Below are 17175 nucleotides of genomic sequence, written 5' to 3'. Positions count from 1 at the left end.
AAACATTTGTATGACAACATTTATGAGCTTAGTGGGCATGTGTGTGCTACTAAGCATTGCCTTTGCGGCATCAACTAATCGCAAGGCAATTAATTTAAGAACCGTTGGTATAGCATTTGCGATGCAAGTAGTTATTGGCGGTTTTGTCCTGTTTTTTGAAGCAGGAAAAAATGTGTTAACGAGCATGTCAGCAGCCGTATCGTCGGTTATTGGTTATGCAAACGACGGTATTGGGTTTTTGTTTGGCCCACTTGCCTCACAAGACACATTAGGTTTTATTTTTGCGATTCAAGTTTTGCCCGTTATCGTGTTTTTCTCAGCACTTGTTGCTGTGTTGTATCACCTTGGCATCATGGATTGGATAATTAGGATTTTAGGCGGCGGTTTACAAAAATTATTGAAAACCTCTCGCACAGAATCGCTTTCAGCGACAGCAAATATTTTTGTTGGCCAAACTGAAGCACCGCTAATAGTTAAGCCATTTATAGCAACAATGACTAAATCGGAATTGTTTGCAGTGATGGTAGGTGGCTTAGCCACTGTGGCAGGCTCTGTAATGGCCGGTTACGTTATTATTGGCGTAGATCTTAAGTATTTAATAGCAGCGAGCTTTATGGCTGCTCCAGGTGGTTTTTTAATGGCCAAGATGATTGTGCCAGAAACTGAAACGCCTAAAGATAACTTAGCTGATTTAGATTTAGATGACGAAGATAAGCCTGTAAATGTAATTGATGCAGCTGCATCAGGTGCAGCAAACGGTATGCATTTAGCACTTAATGTAGGTGCAATGTTACTTGCTTTTGTAGCGCTAATTGCACTACTAAACGGTTTATTAGGTGGTATTGGTGGGTGGTTTGATTACCCAACATTAACGCTTCAAGAAATATTAGGTTATGTATTTGCTCCTGTTGCATGGTTACTAGGTGTGCCATGGGATGAAGCAATTATAGCCGGCAGCTTTATTGGTCAAAAGATAGTAGTGAACGAGTTTGTTGCTTACTTAGACTTTATAAATTATCGCGATACGTTAAGCGCGCACACACAAGCAATTGTTACTTTTGCTCTATGTGGCTTTGCTAACTTATCATCGATAGCCATTTTACTAGGTGGGTTAGGCGGTATGGCGCCTAGTCGGCGGAAGGATATCGCACGCTTAGGGCTCAGAGCAGTGTTAGCAGGATCTATGGCTAACCTTATGAGCGCAGCAATTGCTGGGTTTTTCCTCTCGCTAGCTTAGAAACTTATTGAGATGAACACCGGTGTTGCAAAACAAGAGGATAGCGCTTTAAGGGGTTAAAGCTCTATCTGACTTGAACGATACTTCACCAAGGGCCGCAAGGCCCTTTTATCGTTTTAGGCCTTCCACATTTATACACTCCCCCACCTTTAAGCTATTTAACCTTATTTATGGTTATATATAACTCAAATAAACCAATATCTTAGTAACAAAGTCACATAAATATTTTTTGTGTTTTTCGTATTTTCAGCCACACTTATATTACTTAAGCTAACCGACTAACGATCCGCTATTGTGAAATATATTCTTTATTCTCTTTTTTTAATTTGCTCTGTGTATGTTCAAGCAAAAGAACCCATCCTTGTTGTTACAGAGTTAGCACCGCCAAACCAGGTGTTGATTGATGGTGAGGTAGCAGGTGAAGGTACTCAATTTATTAGAGATATATTTGCTGAGGCTGATCTAACACCTAACATTCAAATGTACCCTTGGGCACGTGCTTATAAAATTGCAGATGAGCTTAAAAATACCTTTATATACAGCCTTGCACGCACTGTAGAGCGAGAAGACAAATTTTATTGGATAGGACCTGTCGGACGTTTTGAACTAGGCTTTATTGGCCTATCAGAGCGAGATGATCTTATTATAAACACTACTGAACAAGCCAAAGTGTACAAAATTGCTATGCAGCGCAATGATTTTTCAACACAAACCCTCGCAAAACTGGGGTTTGAAGTTGTTTTAACCTCTGATATTCAAAAGTCATACTCTTTACTACTCGCTAAAAAAGTAGATTTAATTGTAGACGATCCTTTATATATGCAGCAGATGAGTGATTATCTAAAGCTCAAACCAGCACACTTAAAGTTTATTTATAAAATAGATGAGCTAACAATTGATGCTTATTTAGCTGCGAATAAAAAAACAGATATGCATTTAATAGAATCACTGCAAGCTGCATTTTTAAAAATAAAGCAAAAGAAAGGGCTGCCTTACTGGTACTAACATTAGCGCTTATAACGTTTTTTATAAGCCGAAAAGTTATCCTTCTTTTTAAGCTTTTCAAACTCCCTATTAAAACGCTCTACAATGTAATTGGGTACTGATTTATTAAACGCGATGTAGTTACCTGCTATCTCAGGTAATGGTAATTCCTGCAGCCTAACGACATCGTCTTCACTATACCCAAAAGGCGAAAGTTGATAACCAATGGTGTATTCAGAGCCTAAAATCAAATCTATTTTACTATTTAAAAACAAGTGCATATATTGCTTTTCATCACCTATGGACAAAAGGTTTTTACCTGCTTCAAACCCTACTTTTTTAATTATGGATTCGTAAATATCCCCTCTTACGATAGCAAGTGAAAACTGCTTTGCTTCATTTAAGCTATTCATTTTTAACTGAGTATTTTTTTTAAGTTTATAAAAAAATGTTTCACTGGATGCCAAAGGCCCTACCCAATTAAAAATAGGCGTTCTTTGAGATGTTTTAGCGATAGAGATAATACCTGAATGCTTATCTTTTTGGGCTAGGCTGTAAGCACGTTTCCAAGGAAGTATTTTAAATTCACAGGTAATGTCTGACGCAATGCATACATCTTTTACAATATCGAGATTTATGCCAACAAGTTGACCCGCTTTGTTTTCAAAATTGTATGGCGAAAAGTGCTCAGTGTAGACCGTGAGCTTGAAACCTTCAGCCTGTGCGTAATGACTGATAAATATAAAAACAAGTATAAGGAAGGATTTAATGATAACGATACCTACTGATGAACTTACATTAATAATAGGTGCAGCTTAGGTTGAGTCAAATTTCAGACACAAAAAAAGCGCCTTAAGCGCTTTTTTTCATTTTACTTAAAAAGTAAAATTATACAGCTGTGATGTTATCAGCTTGTGGACCTTTTTGACCTTGTGAAAGAGTGAACTCTACACGTTGGCCTTCAGCTAAAGTTTTGAAACCTTCGCTTTTGATTGCTGAGAAATGTGCGAAAACGTCTGGGCCATTTTCTTGCTCGATGAAACCAAAACCTTTAGACTCGTTGAACCACTTAACTGTACCTGATACGATGTTAGACATTGTAATATCCTGATATAAAATAAAAAATATGCTCATAAGAGCGGGTGTAGCAAAAAATGAGATGGTACTTTAAAAACTTCAGGACGGTACTACAAGTATTACTTATACAACATCGAAATGGAGATTTATAGCTTACATGCTTTCTTTCTAGCTGCAGCCCACTATATAGATTTTTTAAAATATGTCAAGTACCTATCTATAATCAGAGTGATAAACAACCAAAACCGCTTTCCTTGGTTATTAAAATTCAAATTCTAATGCGAGCCTAAAACTATGATTTTTTTCTGATTGGCTTATCTCAGTGATAAAACCCGCTTCCCATTTTAACTGCTTTTGTCCATCAAAACGCTGCAAACCTATAAACCCAGGCCCTATGCCAACAAAGTCTTCTCCTACGTACACCTCAATAGATGGCTGAAAAGCAGAACGATAGCGATAGCGATATTGCGCTCTAAACTCGCTTTCCCATTCATTTTGAATATCCTGCCCCCACTCGTACACTAAAAAGGCATTCATAGTTAAGCTTGTTTTGCCAAACTCTTTTTCGATCACAAAACCCGAAGTTGCTTCATACACATCTTCATTATGTTTTTTTTCAAGCTCAAATAATGCCCCCCAATCAGCCCATAATTTACCTTGCTCAATTAATTGCCAGCGTAGTTCAAGCTCATAAGCTTCTAAACCAAAGTCGCCGTTGTCATCTCGCTCACCAACTAAATAGCCTTCTAGTGCCATTGTATCGTTAATAGCACCGCCACCACCCAAACGCTGCGCTAGTATGTTGCCACTATCTGTTTGGTGCGACACTAACCGCCATTCAAACTCTCGCTCAAAAGGTAAAACATAGGGGTGATATACCTTATCAACAACAATTCCATCGGCCTTTGCTGGGATTGAAAGTACCAACAAACAAAAAACGGTAAAGCTAAGCGCTAAATATAGGTTGAGTGCTTTCATACACGTTCCTTAGATATTGAAGCCGAAATAACATAACAAAGTGATAAAAATATCACGCTACTAGTACTATATATAAGTACACTCATTAGATCAGGGGTAGCCTCGTAACCAACAAGAGCACGCAGTACGCGCCCGAGCTCAGAGTTTTCGCTTAATACATCGCGTAAATCCCACACGGTTGCGGTGTTGGTAATTAAGTCTATTTGGCTTGCCAAATCCAGTGCAACTAATAACTTAGCCGCGCTGTTAAAAGCAAGCAAAGTAAAAAGCGGATACATACCAAAGCGGTGCTTAATTGCATTCATTAAAAAGTACAGCAATACGCTAAAACTTAAACAAATTCCAACACCTAATAAAGTGCCAATAAATAAGCTTTGCCCTGCATCATTACTTTGCCAAAAACTGGTGAGGTAAATAATATAGTGGCTTAAATACAATGTTATTGTGCTTATAACAGCAATATAAAAAGCCGCTGATTTTTGTTTTATTGCAAATACTAATACGGCTATAAATATAGTAATACATAGCCCTATTTGTGAGTACTCTAGCCCTTGGTGTTCAAACCACTGGCTCACCCACGACGCACTTTGCATGTACAAAAACGACATGAGCGCGCCAATTAATAAAGCAGATCCTATTTTTAAAGTGCTTTGTTTTTTAACTACTTGTAGTAGCACTAATAAAATAGCCACAGGTAGCAATTGATTAAGGCTCATGACTAAACTAGTTATTAGCATGCTTCGCCTCCTCATCACCAACTATTACAACGCCCCTTGCTGTATTGGGCGAAAACTCACCAAAAAATTCGTAATACCCTTTACTAAGCGGCCCTATATAAATAATGCTTTTACGGTTTGGGTAGAGTACTTTTTCTCTGTTTAGATCAAAGCTATCAAACTCTTCTGGTGTGCTGTCTTGGTTTTCTATCAATAGTTTTACTTTTTTATTCGCGGGGATGGTAATTTGCGAGGGATAAAACAAATGATCTTTTAAAATAATAAGGTACTCTTTACTCGCCGCGTTAAACGACAAAAATAGCAAACAACAAAGGCACCGATTAAATAAACGTTTAGTCACTTTTTACTCCTGTAAAAGTAACCTTAACGGTTAGTCCGCCTAAAGGGCTATTCGCTAAATGAATAGTTGCGCCATAAATAGCAATTATGTGTTGAACAATCGCCATACCTAAACCGGCACCTTGCTCGCCTGATGGATGCTGATCGCCACCTACGCGATAAAAGCGATTGAATATTCGCTCTTTTTGCTCTTCAGTCATACCCGCACCAGAATCATCAATTTGCCAACTAAAGCCGTTATTACTTGATACTAATTTAATTATAATTTGACCATTATTGGGTGTGTACTTTATGGCATTGCTAAGTAAATTAGCGATGAGTGTGGTTAATGTAAATTCATCACCATTAATTACAAAATCATCGCCTTCAAGACTAATGGTTTGGTTTTTTTCATCTATTTTGTCGTATTGATCCGATACGACTTGCTGAGTAATCGCTAGCAATGATTGCTCGCTAAACTGCCTCTGCCATTGTTCAGGCTGAGTGCGCCCTAAAATTAGCATTTGCTCGACAATATTACTTAAGCGATTAATGCCCTGCGACATAGCTTGTAATTCTTGATGGTCTTGCAGATTACTTTGTTTATTAGCCAAATTATGTACGTTAATTTTTAAACTACTAAGCGGGGTACGTAACTCATGGGCTGCATCTGAGGCAAAAAATCGCTCCCGTAAGTAGGCAGTTTCTACGCGTTTAAATAAGTCGTTTAAACGATTAATAACCGGTTTAATTTCTTCATCGGTTACTTGCCAGTTAATTGGCGTAAAGTCGTTCGCTTGGCGAGACGCCAACTGCTTAGATAATCGGGTAAGAGGGGCTAATGCGTATTTAACAAAAAAGCTAATAAAAATAGCAAGCAGAGGGACTGCCCATAGCATTGGTAACATTGCAGATAAAATAACGGCTTCAGCTAATTCAAACCGCTTTGCCATAGGTTCAGCAACGATGACTTTACGGGTGTTTTTACTCATCACAAATACCCGCATACGCTGCCCTGCTACATTGGCCGTTTGAAAGCCCTCGCTAAAACTAATTTGGTTATTCGTTAAACTCGATGAGCCACTAAGTAAATTATTATTTTGCCAAATTTGATACAACAACTGAGCGCTATTATTACTTACTTGTACTGCATCTGTGCTCAGTGCCAATGGTTGCTCAATTAAAACGCCAGCCACTATTTTAAGCTCATCATCAAGCAAACTTTCGCCGTGGTGCATACTTTTTTGATAGCCTTTTACTAATGCTAAAAAGCAAGTTAGCACCATCATTGAAAGTAAAATTAAGGTCAGACGTTTACGAATAGACATTTTCAACCTCGAAAAACAAATACACTCTAACGCTTACCAACCACGTAGCCAATGCCACGTAAGGTTTTAATAAAATCACTAGGGAATTTTTTACGAAGATGATGAATATGCACCTCTATGGCATTAGAGCCAACTTCTTCACCCCATTGGTAAAGTTTGTTTTCGAGTTGTTGTTTTGATTGTACCCTTCCCTGATTTTCCATCAGCGCTTTTAAAAGCATGTATTCTCTTCGCGGTAGCGTAAGTGACTGCCCACTTAGTTTAACTGTATGAGCAGAGGTATCCATTAATACATCACCACAGCGCAATAAGCTTGACTGAGTTTGGTTAATGCGCCGGCTTGCTACACGTAATCGAGCAAATAACTCAGCAGGGTCAAACGGCTTTGCAAGGTAATCATCTGCCCCCATATCGAGCCCTTGGACTTTGTCGTCAATACTGCCGCGAGCAGTTAAAATAACCACAGGAATAACTTTTTTTTGCGCTTTAATATGCTTTAAAACTTGCGAACCGTCGCCATCAGGCAATCCTAAATCGAGAATAACAAGCTCAATCTCACCACTAGAAAGGCACTCTAAGGCGTGCTTTACTGTGCCACTGTGCTCTACGCTGTAGCCCTCTTGGCGCAAAGAGCGAATAAGCCCTTGCGCCACTAAATGATCGTCCTCAACGAGTAATAAATGCATTATGTGTTTATCTTTTTAATTTTTTATCTACTTTTGCCAATAGCTGACTTATTGCTTGTTGACGATATTTATCTGCTTTTGCCCGAGTATCACGAATCCCAGCAGCTTGTGCTACAAGTAGTCGTGCTTTAGCTTGTTTATAATCGCCTTCGTCATACAAGTATTCACCGTATAAGTAATTAGTATCAATGCCTTCGAGATTAAAAGCGAGCGCTTGTTTAAATAATTTTTCAGCTTTGTCGTCATCACCAAAACCAATTGGCCAGCCAGGTACTTTGCTATAAAGCGTTGCAAGGCTTGCGTAAGCTGAGCCATTTAATGCAGTGCCATCAATCGAGAGTGCATTTTCGAGTGACGCTTTTGCTTCTTTTGCTAAACCAAGTGCGCCCAAGCCCCCTTTTGCGCCAGCAAAACTAGCTAACACAATGCCATTCCAAATATGTGTTTGCGCTGAGCTTGGATAGTTTTTAACAAATAATGCGCTTTGCTCACTTAGTTGCGTAAACGCGTCTATTTGCGCATCGTCTTCAAGTTCGTAATTAGCAATTGCCCACTTTTGTTGAATATCGGTTAAGTCTTGCGCTTCATCTGCGTGTACTGCAGTTGCAAATACAGAGGTTAGTATTAAATAAAATGTGAGTGTAAATTTATACATAATTTTGCCCTTGTGTGTTTGTTAACTTAAAAAACGTTTAATTTTAGGAAGTTGCTTTGCAATAGCGTTATCAACAACGCTTGGGAATACGCCATTTATGCGTGCAAATAATTTTTCAGGGAAACCAATAAAGCGCCTTGTTTGGTTTGAACTTATAAGAGCTAATAACTCTTGAGCAACTAATTCTGGCGAGTCCATTTTATTGCCGAGCTCTTTATTCATTGCCCGCGCTTTACTGCTATTAATAGATGTATCTGTTGCTCTTGGTGCTAAATAGGTCACTTTAATGCCTGAGCCGTTAAGCTCACGAGAGAGCGCTTCTGTAAAGCCACGTAAACCGAATTTACTGGCGCAATAAAGCGTTTGAAACGGGTAGCCAATACTGCCAAACGATGATCCCACGTTAACAATAGTGCCTTTGGTATACGCTAACTGCCCTAAAAATAGCTGGCATAATTTAATAGGCACCGACAAATTAGTAATGAGCATATTATCTATTTGCTCATTACTTGTGTGCTCAAGGCTTTGCATTGTATTTATACCTGCGTTATTAATAAGTAATTTAACGCCGCCGAGTTGCTTGGCTTTTATTGCTAGGTTAATACGTGTTGTATCGTCGGTTAAATCGCCCGTAAATATTTCACTGTCTGGACATGCACGGCTCAGTTTTTCAAGGGCTTGGGTATTTCGCCCTACAAGCAGTAACTTCCACCCTTTTGCATATAGGGCTTTAGCAATCGCTTGCCCTATTCCGCCTGTTGCACCAGTGAGCACACACAAAGAACTACTCATACCAATTTGCCTTGTACACTTGCTTTAAAAAATGGTTCGTCATCGAGTCCACGAAATATATCGCCGTATAAACGATAAAAGCGCTTTGCACCATGAATTATGGCTTGTTGATCCGTCTCGTCTGTTATTTGATTCATTAGGTTTTCAAAAAACTTTACATGCTCTATATCAAGCGCGCCGTGAGAGGTTAAATAACTAAATGCTTTTTTAGGTAAGCCCACAGCATTTGCAATGTTTGAAGCCGCGCCATCAGCAAGCGCTATAGAAGTGCCTTCAAGCACATGCACCATGCCAAAAAAGCTCAACGGATTTTTACGTGCAATGGAGTCGTACGCATACGACACCATCATTTCGGTAGCAAATTGCGGCTGACTACACCGTACTGTTTCTTTGTCAAAACCACATGCTGCAATGTCATTAAGTACCCACTCTTGATGACCAATCTCTTCTTCAATATATTCTGCGACGGCTTCGCGCAGCCATTCTTGATCGTCGGTTAATCGCGCACCAACCGACATCATTAATGGCACGGTGTGCTTAACATGGTGATACGCTTGCGCTAAAAACGAGGCGTATTCTTCAAGTGATGCTTCGCCTTTAAAAACACGCTGAATAATAGGCGCTGTAAGCAGATAGTTTTGCTCTTGTTTAGTTTGCTCTTTAAGGGTGTTAAAAAAATCACTCATTAATTACTTCTCCAAGTCGGTAAAATTGATCAAATACAGCATGGTACTGCTTACTTATGGCATCTCGTTTTGGGCGATTATTTGTTGTTAATAATCCTTGTTGCACACTGAATGGGGCAGCTAAACGATGCCACTTTTGAATTCGAGCATAGTCGGGTAGTTGTTTATTAATTTCGTTAACGTATTGAGCTAACGTTGGGTTACTTAGCTTTGTATCGGCGTAAATAATGGCACTGAGAAAAGGTCGCCCCTCACCAAACACAACCGCTTGTAAAATACCGCTTTGACTGAGTAATAGTGATTCAGGCCACTCGGCACTGATATTGCGCCCCATGCTGGTAATAATTAGATTTTTTAATCGGCCTTTAATAAATAAGGTATTTTGATGCTGTTCGACCAAGTCGCCAGTTGCATACCACTGGTTTTTGTCGTGAGGTTGATGATTTAAGTAACCTAAAAACAAATCGCCTTTTATAAAAAGCTGACCATTTTCAATTTTGGTTTGAATATGAGGTAACACAGAGCCGGCACTGTGGATGTTATCGTTTGTGGGTGTATTTAAACTAACGACAGATGCCGCCTCAGAAAGTCCATAACCTTGGTAAACCGGTAAGTTTAAGCTACGCGCTTTAACTATTAGCATTTCGCTGACACGCGCACCACCTACGGCAATAAACTGTAACGAACTAGGCGGTTGCCAACCATCTTCTGCAAAAGTAACTAAGCATGCTAATAGTTCAGGCACTAAAATAAGCGTATTTGGCTTAACTTTATCAATCGCAGCAATAAGCTGTGCGGGCTGTTTTAATGCAGTACCAACAAAGCCTAATTCATTTAACGGCATTAAATGCACTGTACCGCCACTTTTTAAAGGGGCATACACACCGGCTATATTTTCAAGCAATACAGCAAGTGGTAATAAACACAAATGAACAGGCTTTTTAATGTTAATTTTATCGCACAGAGATTGCACTACCTGCATTTGACTCTTTGCAGATAAACACACGCCCTTTGGTTGCCCGGTTGATCCTGATGTAAATGTTACTTTTTGAGTTTCTGGGAAATAACTGACGGGTTTAGCTACAACGATTTCGTAAATATATAATGTGTAACACTCAAATAAAGTAATTGATGCAGCCGGCTCCCCAAATAAAGGGTTTGCCGTGTCGCTCATAAATACATTAGCGCCACATTGAGCTAGTACATATTGAGTTTGTTGTTCACTAAAAAAGTGAGCAATTGGCACAGCCACTTTATTAGAAACTGCAGCAGCGGCATCAATAACAAGCCAAGCTGGCGTATTATCGAGCTTATAAGCAATACATTTGCCGTTAAAGCTATATAGTATTTTTACTACTTTTTGTATTTGCTGGTTAAACTCATCCCCGTTAATTTCAAGTGTTTGCTCTTTATTATGGGCAATAATTAATGGCGGTACTGAATGTGTATTATAGTAATTCATACGTTCACCAATGCATTTACCAAAGAATTGATATTTGAGTGGTTTTGCTGCGTCAAACTATAAAGCATTGGGGTATTTAATACTTGTTGGTGAGCTTGCTCTAAACTCACAACGCATACGGTAGGCTGATTAGCGTAGTAACTTCCCCAACTTAGCGGATGCTCAACAACAAAACTGTTTGCCACAGCAATTTCAGTGCAGTTAACGCCTAATAAGCGCAGCAGTGCACGCACTTTTTTAGTGGCGCAAAATACTAAATGTTTTGCTCCTACACTTTGCAGGGCTTCATTAACAACAATAAAATGCCCAAGCGTTGCTTTGCGATGTGTAGAGCATAGATTGCCAAGCTCAAATACTTTATTACGCTGTGTGTTCTCAGGTAAAAAATGCTCAATGGGCTGTGCTAAGTATTGCTCTATAAATAGAGGGGCTGTTGCTTGCCTTAAACCCAATGTGCATTGCCCTTCGTTTGTCGTGTATTGGCAAAGTAATGGCATAAAAGAGGTAAGCGTGGCGTTGTAAGCGACTAAAAACCCTTCTTTAACTGTGTTTTCTAACGCACTTCTATGCTCATCATTAACGCGAGCACTAACAAAGCGTGAGTTATTTTGAATATAAACGGGTGATGAAGGTAGGTGTGCTAATTGCATAAACATCGCTCATATAAAGTGTATGTTTGTAACTTAGCGAGCGAAACTTAAAGAAAACTTAAGAAACCTTAATTTAAATAAAAAAGCGCCTTAATTATTAAATTAAGGCGCTTCAGGATGAAAACTGTTTAAAGGCTTAATAAGCTAAGCTATTAAAAATTATAAGCTATCGACATTTTAAATTGCGTAGGCGCCCCCGGATAAACCCACAAAGCGTTGTAACTACTTTGAGCGTAGTCTTCATTAAAAATGTTATTAATGCTCACATTTAGCTCTGTTTTATCTGTTAAATTTAATTGACCAAACAGGCCGACCAATTGGTAACTTGGTAGTCTAAAGCTCAAATCTGCGGCATCACCTAGGCGGCTGCTGGTATATTGGTAACTTGCACCAAATTCAAGCTCTTTACCCATTAATGCTGTTTGATGGCTAAGTGTAAGGTTTAGATTGTTTTTTGGTACATTTACCAGTGGGCTGCCTTTTTCTATTGGCACGCCCCAATCGGCATTAATAATGTCGTTTGCTGTGGTGGCATCTATATAGGCGTACGATAAGTTAAATGCTGTTGCATCGGTAATATAGGTATTTAAATCAAGCTCAAACCCTTTGCTATCAGCTTTACCAATGGGAGCCGAAAAACCAACGTTTACTGGATCTGCCACTAACATATTACTTTTAGAAGCATCAAAAAGTGCCACAGTACCGTTTACACCTAGGTATTCAAACTTAGCACCAACTTCAAACGAGTCGCTGTACTCAAAGCCAAACGGGTCGCCGTTTGCATCAGTACCGCTCAGTGGTAAAAAGCCTTCAGAGTAACTGCTGTAAAAGGTTATTGTATTATTTAGTTCGTACACTACGCCAACGCGTGGGCTTATTTGGCTCTCAGAACTGGTTGAAAATACACCGCTGTTGGTTTCTAAAATATCTTGGTCTACGCTATCAAATCTAAGGCCAAGTAAAAGTTTAAACTTATCAGTGATATCCATTTGATCTTGAATGTAAATACCGTAAGCGTTTTGCTCTTCATCATTTTCATAAAGTAGCGAAACAGCAGGACGTTCACCAGAATAATCAGGCTCAAAAATATCAATAGTATAAGTGCCATTACCGCCACGATAACGAGAAAGCGCCGTGCGCAAATCGTATTTATATGCATCAATACCTATTAATAAATGATGCGTAATGCCGGCTGTATCTAAACGTCCGCTAACTTCAAACTTTACACTTAAATCTTCTACTTCGTAGTCGCGATAGCGCTGCTGGCGGGTAAGTGTGCGGCCATCGTCAAATAACGATTGGCGTGACGGTGCAAGTTCTGCATCTGACGAAAAACCCGTTAAGCTAGAGTCTCGATAATTTGCACCTACAACGAGTGACCATTCGTCGTTAATATCGTGGTTAAGCGTAATTTGGTGGCCTCGAGAGTAAACCTGCGTGTCTCCATCGTTTGGGTTACCCAAATAGCGCGTGCTTGGTACGGTGTCAAAATCGTTATCGAGTACAACAATACCACGGTCGAATAGCTGAGCTAAATCTACGTATTCAAACTCATAAGTTACACTGGTCGATGCGTTTATTTGATGATAAATAGACGGCGTAATCACCTTTTTATTGGTGTATACCTCATCGCGGTAGCTGTCACTATCTTGCCATGCGCCATTTATTCTAAACGCGGTGGTATCGTTAATGCCGCTGGTGTAATCGCCTTCAACGCGATTAAAACTGTCGCTGCCTAAGCTTAGTTTTAGCTCACCTTGTGAATCAAACTGTGGCTTTTTAGTTACAATATTTACAGTCCCGCCTGGCTCTGATCGCCCATAAAGTGCTGAACCTGGGCCTTTTAGTACTTCAATGTAATCAATGTTAGATACATCACGCGGGCCGCTAAAACCACGCCCACCGCTAAAGCCATTAACTAAATAGCCCGATGGCATGTTTTCGTTACCCGAAAGGCCACGAATAGAAAAGCTATCCCACAATGCACCGCTATTGTTTTTACGTGAAATACTAGCTGAAAAATCAAGCGCATCTTGTAGTTGAGTAATTCCTTTTTTATTAAGCTCAGCACTATTAATACTAACTATAGATTGTGGCATTTGCTTTTGAGGAATATCACCGCGATAAGCTTGTTTATAAGTGACAGATATTTTTTCGATTTCTTCTTTTTGATCTTGGGCAATACTGGGCGCACTAATTCCTAGGCAGGCTAAATAAATTAAAGAGTACTTCATGTGATTGATTAACTAAGCAAGTGTTATAGTATAACAAAATTGTAGCATGTGTTACTTTATAACAAAACTTCTTTTTAAAAAATCACTGAGCGATTAATTAATGCACTAGCGACTGCCGTGTCATCACGTTAGTATAGTGTTCTATTTAAGTTACATAACGATAATTACATGAGCATAAAAACAAACGCGTTAATTTACTTTTTAGCTTTTTGCAGCGGTTTTTGCATTATGGGGATTGAACTTTTAGGAGGGAGAATTCTCGCCCCTTTTTTTGGTAGTAGCGTACATATTTGGGGCAGTATAATTACAGTATTTATGCTTAGTTTATCTTTTGGGTATTTACTTGGCGGTAAACTCAGCACTAAAAATGCATCACTTACCAAATATGGTTTAATATTTTTAATAGCCAGTATTATGGTGGTGCCTATTACATTATTTTCGCAGCCAATAATGGAATTTATATTTACCCATATTGAAGATAGCCGCTACGGCTCGCTCTTAGCGTCAACCGCACTATTTTTTATACCTACCGTTATTTTAGGCATGATCTCGCCCTATTCTGTGCGCTTACTGGTAACCGATAGCGATAAAAGCGGCCAAGTGGCTGGGCGTTTATACTTTGTAAGTACGCTTGGCAGTGCACTGGGTACTATAATTACCTCGTTTTACTTTGTACTCGCGTTTGACGTAAATACTATTATTAGCGCCTTTGCTCTAACGCTTGGGTCACTGGGTTTAGTCGCGATTGTAATTAATACCTTGGCTAATAATAAGGAGCTTGCTCATGCTTAAATATTTACTACTGCCGTTAATTGCATTTTCGGGTTTTGCGTGCAGTAAAGTTATCCACGAAGAGCGCTCGCTTTATCGCAATATTATTGTTGAAGAAACGAGCGACTTACGTTGCCTTAAATTTAATACTAAAAGTAGCCAAACAAGCCAAAGCTGTATGTATAAGAACAATCCCGACAAACTTGTTTTTAATTACACTAAACTTACTTTTGCGAGCCTTTTAGTAGCCGATAACCCTAAAAATGTACTTATTATAGGATTAGGAGGCGGTACGCTTTCTAACGTTATTCATGAGCTATACCCCACTGCAAAAATTCATAATGTTGAAATAGATCCCGCAGTAACTAAAGTTGCACGCGATTACTTTAACTTTATAGAAAACGATTTAGTGACATCAAGCGTGCAAGATGGCCGTATTTTTATAAAACGTGCCGCAATTAAAAAACAAAAGTACGATTGGATTATTTTGGATGCATTTAACGGCGACTATATTCCGGAGCATTTGCTTACTAAAGAGTTTTTTGAAGAAGTACAAAGCGTATTAGCCGAAGGCGGTGTTATAGCTGCAAATACGTTTTCAAGTAGTAAACTTTATCAGCATGAGTCGGCAACTTACCACGCTGTATTTGGCGACTTTATAAATGTAAGTCGCGAAAATCGTAGTAATCGTATTATTTTAGCGGGACTTAAATCAATGCCGAGCGAAGCGCAAATTAACACGCGTGTAAATGCTCTCGCCCCTAAATTAGTAAAATACGGTATAGACATAAAAGCGATTAGCCAATTTATGCAATTTACTAAAAACGACCAAGATTGGCCCGCAGATACAAAAGTACTTACCGATCAATACTCCCCTGCTAATTTACTTAACTTTTAAACTCCTGCTAAACCTCACCATTTCTACAAGTGAGGTTTAGCAAATATTTTACCATTTCCCGCACTTACACATATTTACTTAGCAAGCTAAGTAATGATAAAATAGTTAGCTTGCTAACTATGTTGGGATGGCTATGCCTACACACAAACCTTTTCACGAAACACTCGATTTAACTGTTATCGGTAATATGGGCCGAGTTCATCGCTTATGCCGCGAAGCGGTAACCATTGCAGTTGAGCCTTTAGGGCTTACTCAATCGCGCTGGACTGCACTAATGCATATTAGTATGCGTGGTGAGGGACTAACACAACTTGAGCTTGCTAATAGCTTAGGGATAGAAATGCCTTCATTGACTCGTACGCTTAAGCAATTAGAGGAGCAATCGTTAATTGTTCGCCGTGTAGACAAACATGATAAGCGCAGTAAAAGACTCTATTTTACTGAGCAAAGTGATGCCATTTTACATTCATTGCAAGAGACTATTTCCGATATAAAAAATCAGTTATACAGCGGTTTATCTGTTGAGCAACTAGATGCGATTGCATTTGGTTTGATCAAAATAGAGCAAAACGCCCTTAAATGTATTCAAGTTAATAAGTAAGGCTAAAAATGACACCGGATCAAAAGTTTGCACGCTATGTAAGGTTTTCTCTCATAGGGTTTATCTTAGTATTTATTTACTATTTAGTGGCCGATATGGTTTTGCCTGTGACACCACAAGCACGTGTTTATCACCCTGTTGTGCAAATATCACCGCAAATTAGTGGCCGAGTCACTAGTGTGCAAGTTAGTAATAACCAATCAGTTAAAGCAGGCGATATATTATTTAGTATCGATGAAGGCCCATATAATTTAGCTAAAGAACAAGCTCAACTCGCCCTTGATGATGCCAAATTACAAAATAAACGCCTTGATACCAATGTTAAAGCGCTTGAGGCACAAATAAGTGCTGCAAACGCTAAACAGCATGAGCAAAAACTATTAAAAAGCAGAGGCGAAAAGCTCTATAAGCAAAAGTCTATATCGGAGCAAGAACTTGAAAGCATTCGTGCTAATTTTGAAGCGAGTAAAGCAAATGTTGCAGCCCTTGAAGCGCAGTTAGCTGAAGCGGTTTTAGCTAGAGGTGACTCAGGGAACAAAAACTTAGCCATGCGCCACGCTGCTAACCAGTTAGCGCAAGCTGAGCTAAATTTATCCTACACAAAAGTGCGCGCATTAAGTGACGGCGTAGTTGCTAACTTACAATTGTTAAACGGCGCATACGCAGTTGCAGGCAGCCCGTTATTAGCTATTGTTGCTAAAAAGGCAGATTTAGTTGCCGACTTTAGAGAAAAGTCACTCACAAATATGAAGCAAGGCACCCAAGCGCGCGTAGTATTTGATAGCCGTCCAGGTGAAGTTTACGACGCAATACTTGAAACATTTGAAGCAGGCGTTAGCAGTGGTCAACTTAGTGCTAATGGTTTACTAAGTACAACAGAAACCAGTAATCGTTGGGTGCGTGATGCACAGCGTCAACGCATTCACTTAAAGCTCATTAATCATCAAGACTTAATAGCAAACATGCCTAGTGGCTCACGTGCAACAGTACAATTATTACCAGAATCAACAATTGGGCAATGGTTTGGCTCTGCACAAATCAGGTTTATTAGCTGGTTACACTACATTTATTAATGGAGGCT

At 39.3% G+C, this 17175-nt stretch carries 19 protein-coding genes; 6 read left to right on the top strand and 13 right to left on the bottom strand.

Features of this window, described 5'->3' with window-relative positions; genetic code table 11:
* Positions 1–10 precede the first annotated feature (10 nt).
* Together H5159_RS16440 and H5159_RS16435 are read left to right on the top strand one after the other, a co-directional pair.
* A complete protein-coding gene (locus H5159_RS16440; protein WP_039488805.1) occupies positions 11–1237 on the top strand; it encodes a NupC/NupG family nucleoside CNT transporter in 1227 nt (408 codons plus the stop codon).
* Between the two features lie 294 nt (positions 1238–1531).
* Positions 1532–2242, top strand: a complete 711-nt coding sequence (locus H5159_RS16435) for an ABC transporter substrate-binding protein (RefSeq protein ID WP_080945063.1) — start codon at positions 1532–1534, stop codon at positions 2240–2242.
* A gap of 2 nt (positions 2243–2244) precedes the next feature.
* Here H5159_RS16435 and H5159_RS16430 read toward each other — a convergent pair whose 3' ends face one another.
* From H5159_RS16430 to H5159_RS16370, 13 genes are all read right to left on the bottom strand, one after another.
* Complete coding sequence (locus tag H5159_RS16430; protein WP_310736855.1) at positions 2245–2958, bottom strand: transporter substrate-binding domain-containing protein; 714 nt, start codon at positions 2956–2958, stop codon at positions 2245–2247.
* Positions 2959–3109: 151 nt separating this feature from the next.
* Positions 3110–3319 carry a cold-shock protein gene (locus tag H5159_RS16425; RefSeq protein WP_002959120.1) on the bottom strand — a complete coding sequence of 70 codons (210 nt, stop codon included), beginning with the start codon at positions 3317–3319 and terminating at the stop codon, positions 3110–3112.
* Between the two features lie 240 nt (positions 3320–3559).
* Positions 3560–4276 carry a hypothetical protein gene (locus tag H5159_RS16420; protein WP_182692991.1) on the bottom strand — a complete coding sequence of 239 codons (717 nt, stop codon included), beginning with the start codon at positions 4274–4276 and terminating at the stop codon, positions 3560–3562.
* Positions 4273–5013, bottom strand: coding sequence for an iron transporter (locus H5159_RS16415; protein WP_182780668.1), 741 nt, complete (start codon positions 5011–5013; stop codon positions 4273–4275). Before H5159_RS16415 ends, H5159_RS16420 begins: the two co-directional genes overlap by 4 nt.
* Positions 5000–5353 carry a cupredoxin domain-containing protein gene (locus H5159_RS16410; RefSeq protein ID WP_024605197.1) on the bottom strand — a complete coding sequence of 118 codons (354 nt, stop codon included), beginning with the start codon at positions 5351–5353 and terminating at the stop codon, positions 5000–5002. Before H5159_RS16410 ends, H5159_RS16415 begins: the two co-directional genes overlap by 14 nt.
* Positions 5346–6659, bottom strand: a complete 1314-nt coding sequence (locus tag H5159_RS16405) for an ATP-binding protein (RefSeq protein ID WP_182780667.1) — start codon at positions 6657–6659, stop codon at positions 5346–5348. The genes H5159_RS16410 and H5159_RS16405 overlap by 8 nt, the downstream gene beginning before the upstream one ends.
* A 26-nt stretch (positions 6660–6685) precedes the next feature.
* A complete protein-coding gene (locus H5159_RS16400; RefSeq protein ID WP_182780666.1) occupies positions 6686–7345 on the bottom strand; it encodes a response regulator transcription factor in 660 nt (219 codons plus the stop codon).
* 7 nt (positions 7346–7352) lie between these two features.
* Positions 7353–8000 (bottom strand): hypothetical protein, encoded by a 648-nt coding sequence (locus tag H5159_RS16395; RefSeq protein WP_002959134.1) that lies wholly within the window; start codon positions 7998–8000, stop codon positions 7353–7355.
* Between the two features lie 21 nt (positions 8001–8021).
* Positions 8022–8792 carry an SDR family oxidoreductase gene (locus tag H5159_RS16390; protein ID WP_002959137.1) on the bottom strand — a complete coding sequence of 257 codons (771 nt, stop codon included), beginning with the start codon at positions 8790–8792 and terminating at the stop codon, positions 8022–8024.
* Positions 8789–9478, bottom strand: a complete 690-nt coding sequence (locus tag H5159_RS16385) for a TenA family transcriptional regulator (protein WP_182711948.1) — start codon at positions 9476–9478, stop codon at positions 8789–8791. The genes H5159_RS16390 and H5159_RS16385 overlap by 4 nt, the downstream gene beginning before the upstream one ends.
* On the bottom strand, positions 9471–10940 hold the full coding sequence (locus tag H5159_RS16380) for an AMP-binding protein (protein WP_182780665.1): 1470 nt from the start codon (positions 10938–10940) through the stop codon (positions 9471–9473). The genes H5159_RS16385 and H5159_RS16380 overlap by 8 nt, the downstream gene beginning before the upstream one ends.
* Positions 10937–11590: a thermostable hemolysin gene (locus H5159_RS16375; RefSeq protein ID WP_182711950.1), complete on the bottom strand. Its 654-nt coding sequence runs from the start codon at positions 11588–11590 to the stop codon at positions 10937–10939. The genes H5159_RS16380 and H5159_RS16375 overlap by 4 nt, the downstream gene beginning before the upstream one ends.
* Positions 11591–11742: 152 nt before the next feature.
* Positions 11743–13824: a TonB-dependent siderophore receptor gene (locus H5159_RS16370; RefSeq protein WP_182780664.1), complete on the bottom strand. Its 2082-nt coding sequence runs from the start codon at positions 13822–13824 to the stop codon at positions 11743–11745.
* A gap of 168 nt (positions 13825–13992) precedes the next feature.
* Between H5159_RS16370 and H5159_RS16365 the strand changes: the two genes are divergently transcribed.
* The 4 genes from H5159_RS16365 to H5159_RS16350 all read left to right on the top strand — a co-directional run bounded on the left by H5159_RS16365 (position 13993) and on the right by H5159_RS16350 (position 17167).
* Complete coding sequence (locus tag H5159_RS16365) at positions 13993–14616, top strand: fused MFS/spermidine synthase (protein WP_039488814.1); 624 nt, start codon at positions 13993–13995, stop codon at positions 14614–14616.
* Positions 14609–15493, top strand: coding sequence for a spermidine synthase (locus H5159_RS16360; protein ID WP_182195732.1), 885 nt, complete (start codon positions 14609–14611; stop codon positions 15491–15493). The genes H5159_RS16365 and H5159_RS16360 overlap by 8 nt, the downstream gene beginning before the upstream one ends.
* Positions 15494–15626: 133 nt before the next feature.
* Positions 15627–16094 carry a MarR family transcriptional regulator gene (locus H5159_RS16355; RefSeq protein ID WP_024595849.1) on the top strand — a complete coding sequence of 156 codons (468 nt, stop codon included), beginning with the start codon at positions 15627–15629 and terminating at the stop codon, positions 16092–16094.
* A gap of 8 nt (positions 16095–16102) precedes the next feature.
* Positions 16103–17167: an HlyD family secretion protein gene (locus H5159_RS16350; RefSeq protein ID WP_165723799.1), complete on the top strand. Its 1065-nt coding sequence runs from the start codon at positions 16103–16105 to the stop codon at positions 17165–17167.
* Positions 17168–17175 lie beyond the last annotated feature (8 nt).

Source organism: Pseudoalteromonas sp. SG43-1, assembly GCF_014164415.1.
GTDB classification, from domain to species: domain Bacteria; phylum Pseudomonadota; class Gammaproteobacteria; order Enterobacterales; family Alteromonadaceae; genus Pseudoalteromonas; species Pseudoalteromonas distincta.
The sequence above is the reverse complement of the archived record's forward strand: the minus strand, read 5'-3'. Positions and strand labels throughout refer to the sequence as shown.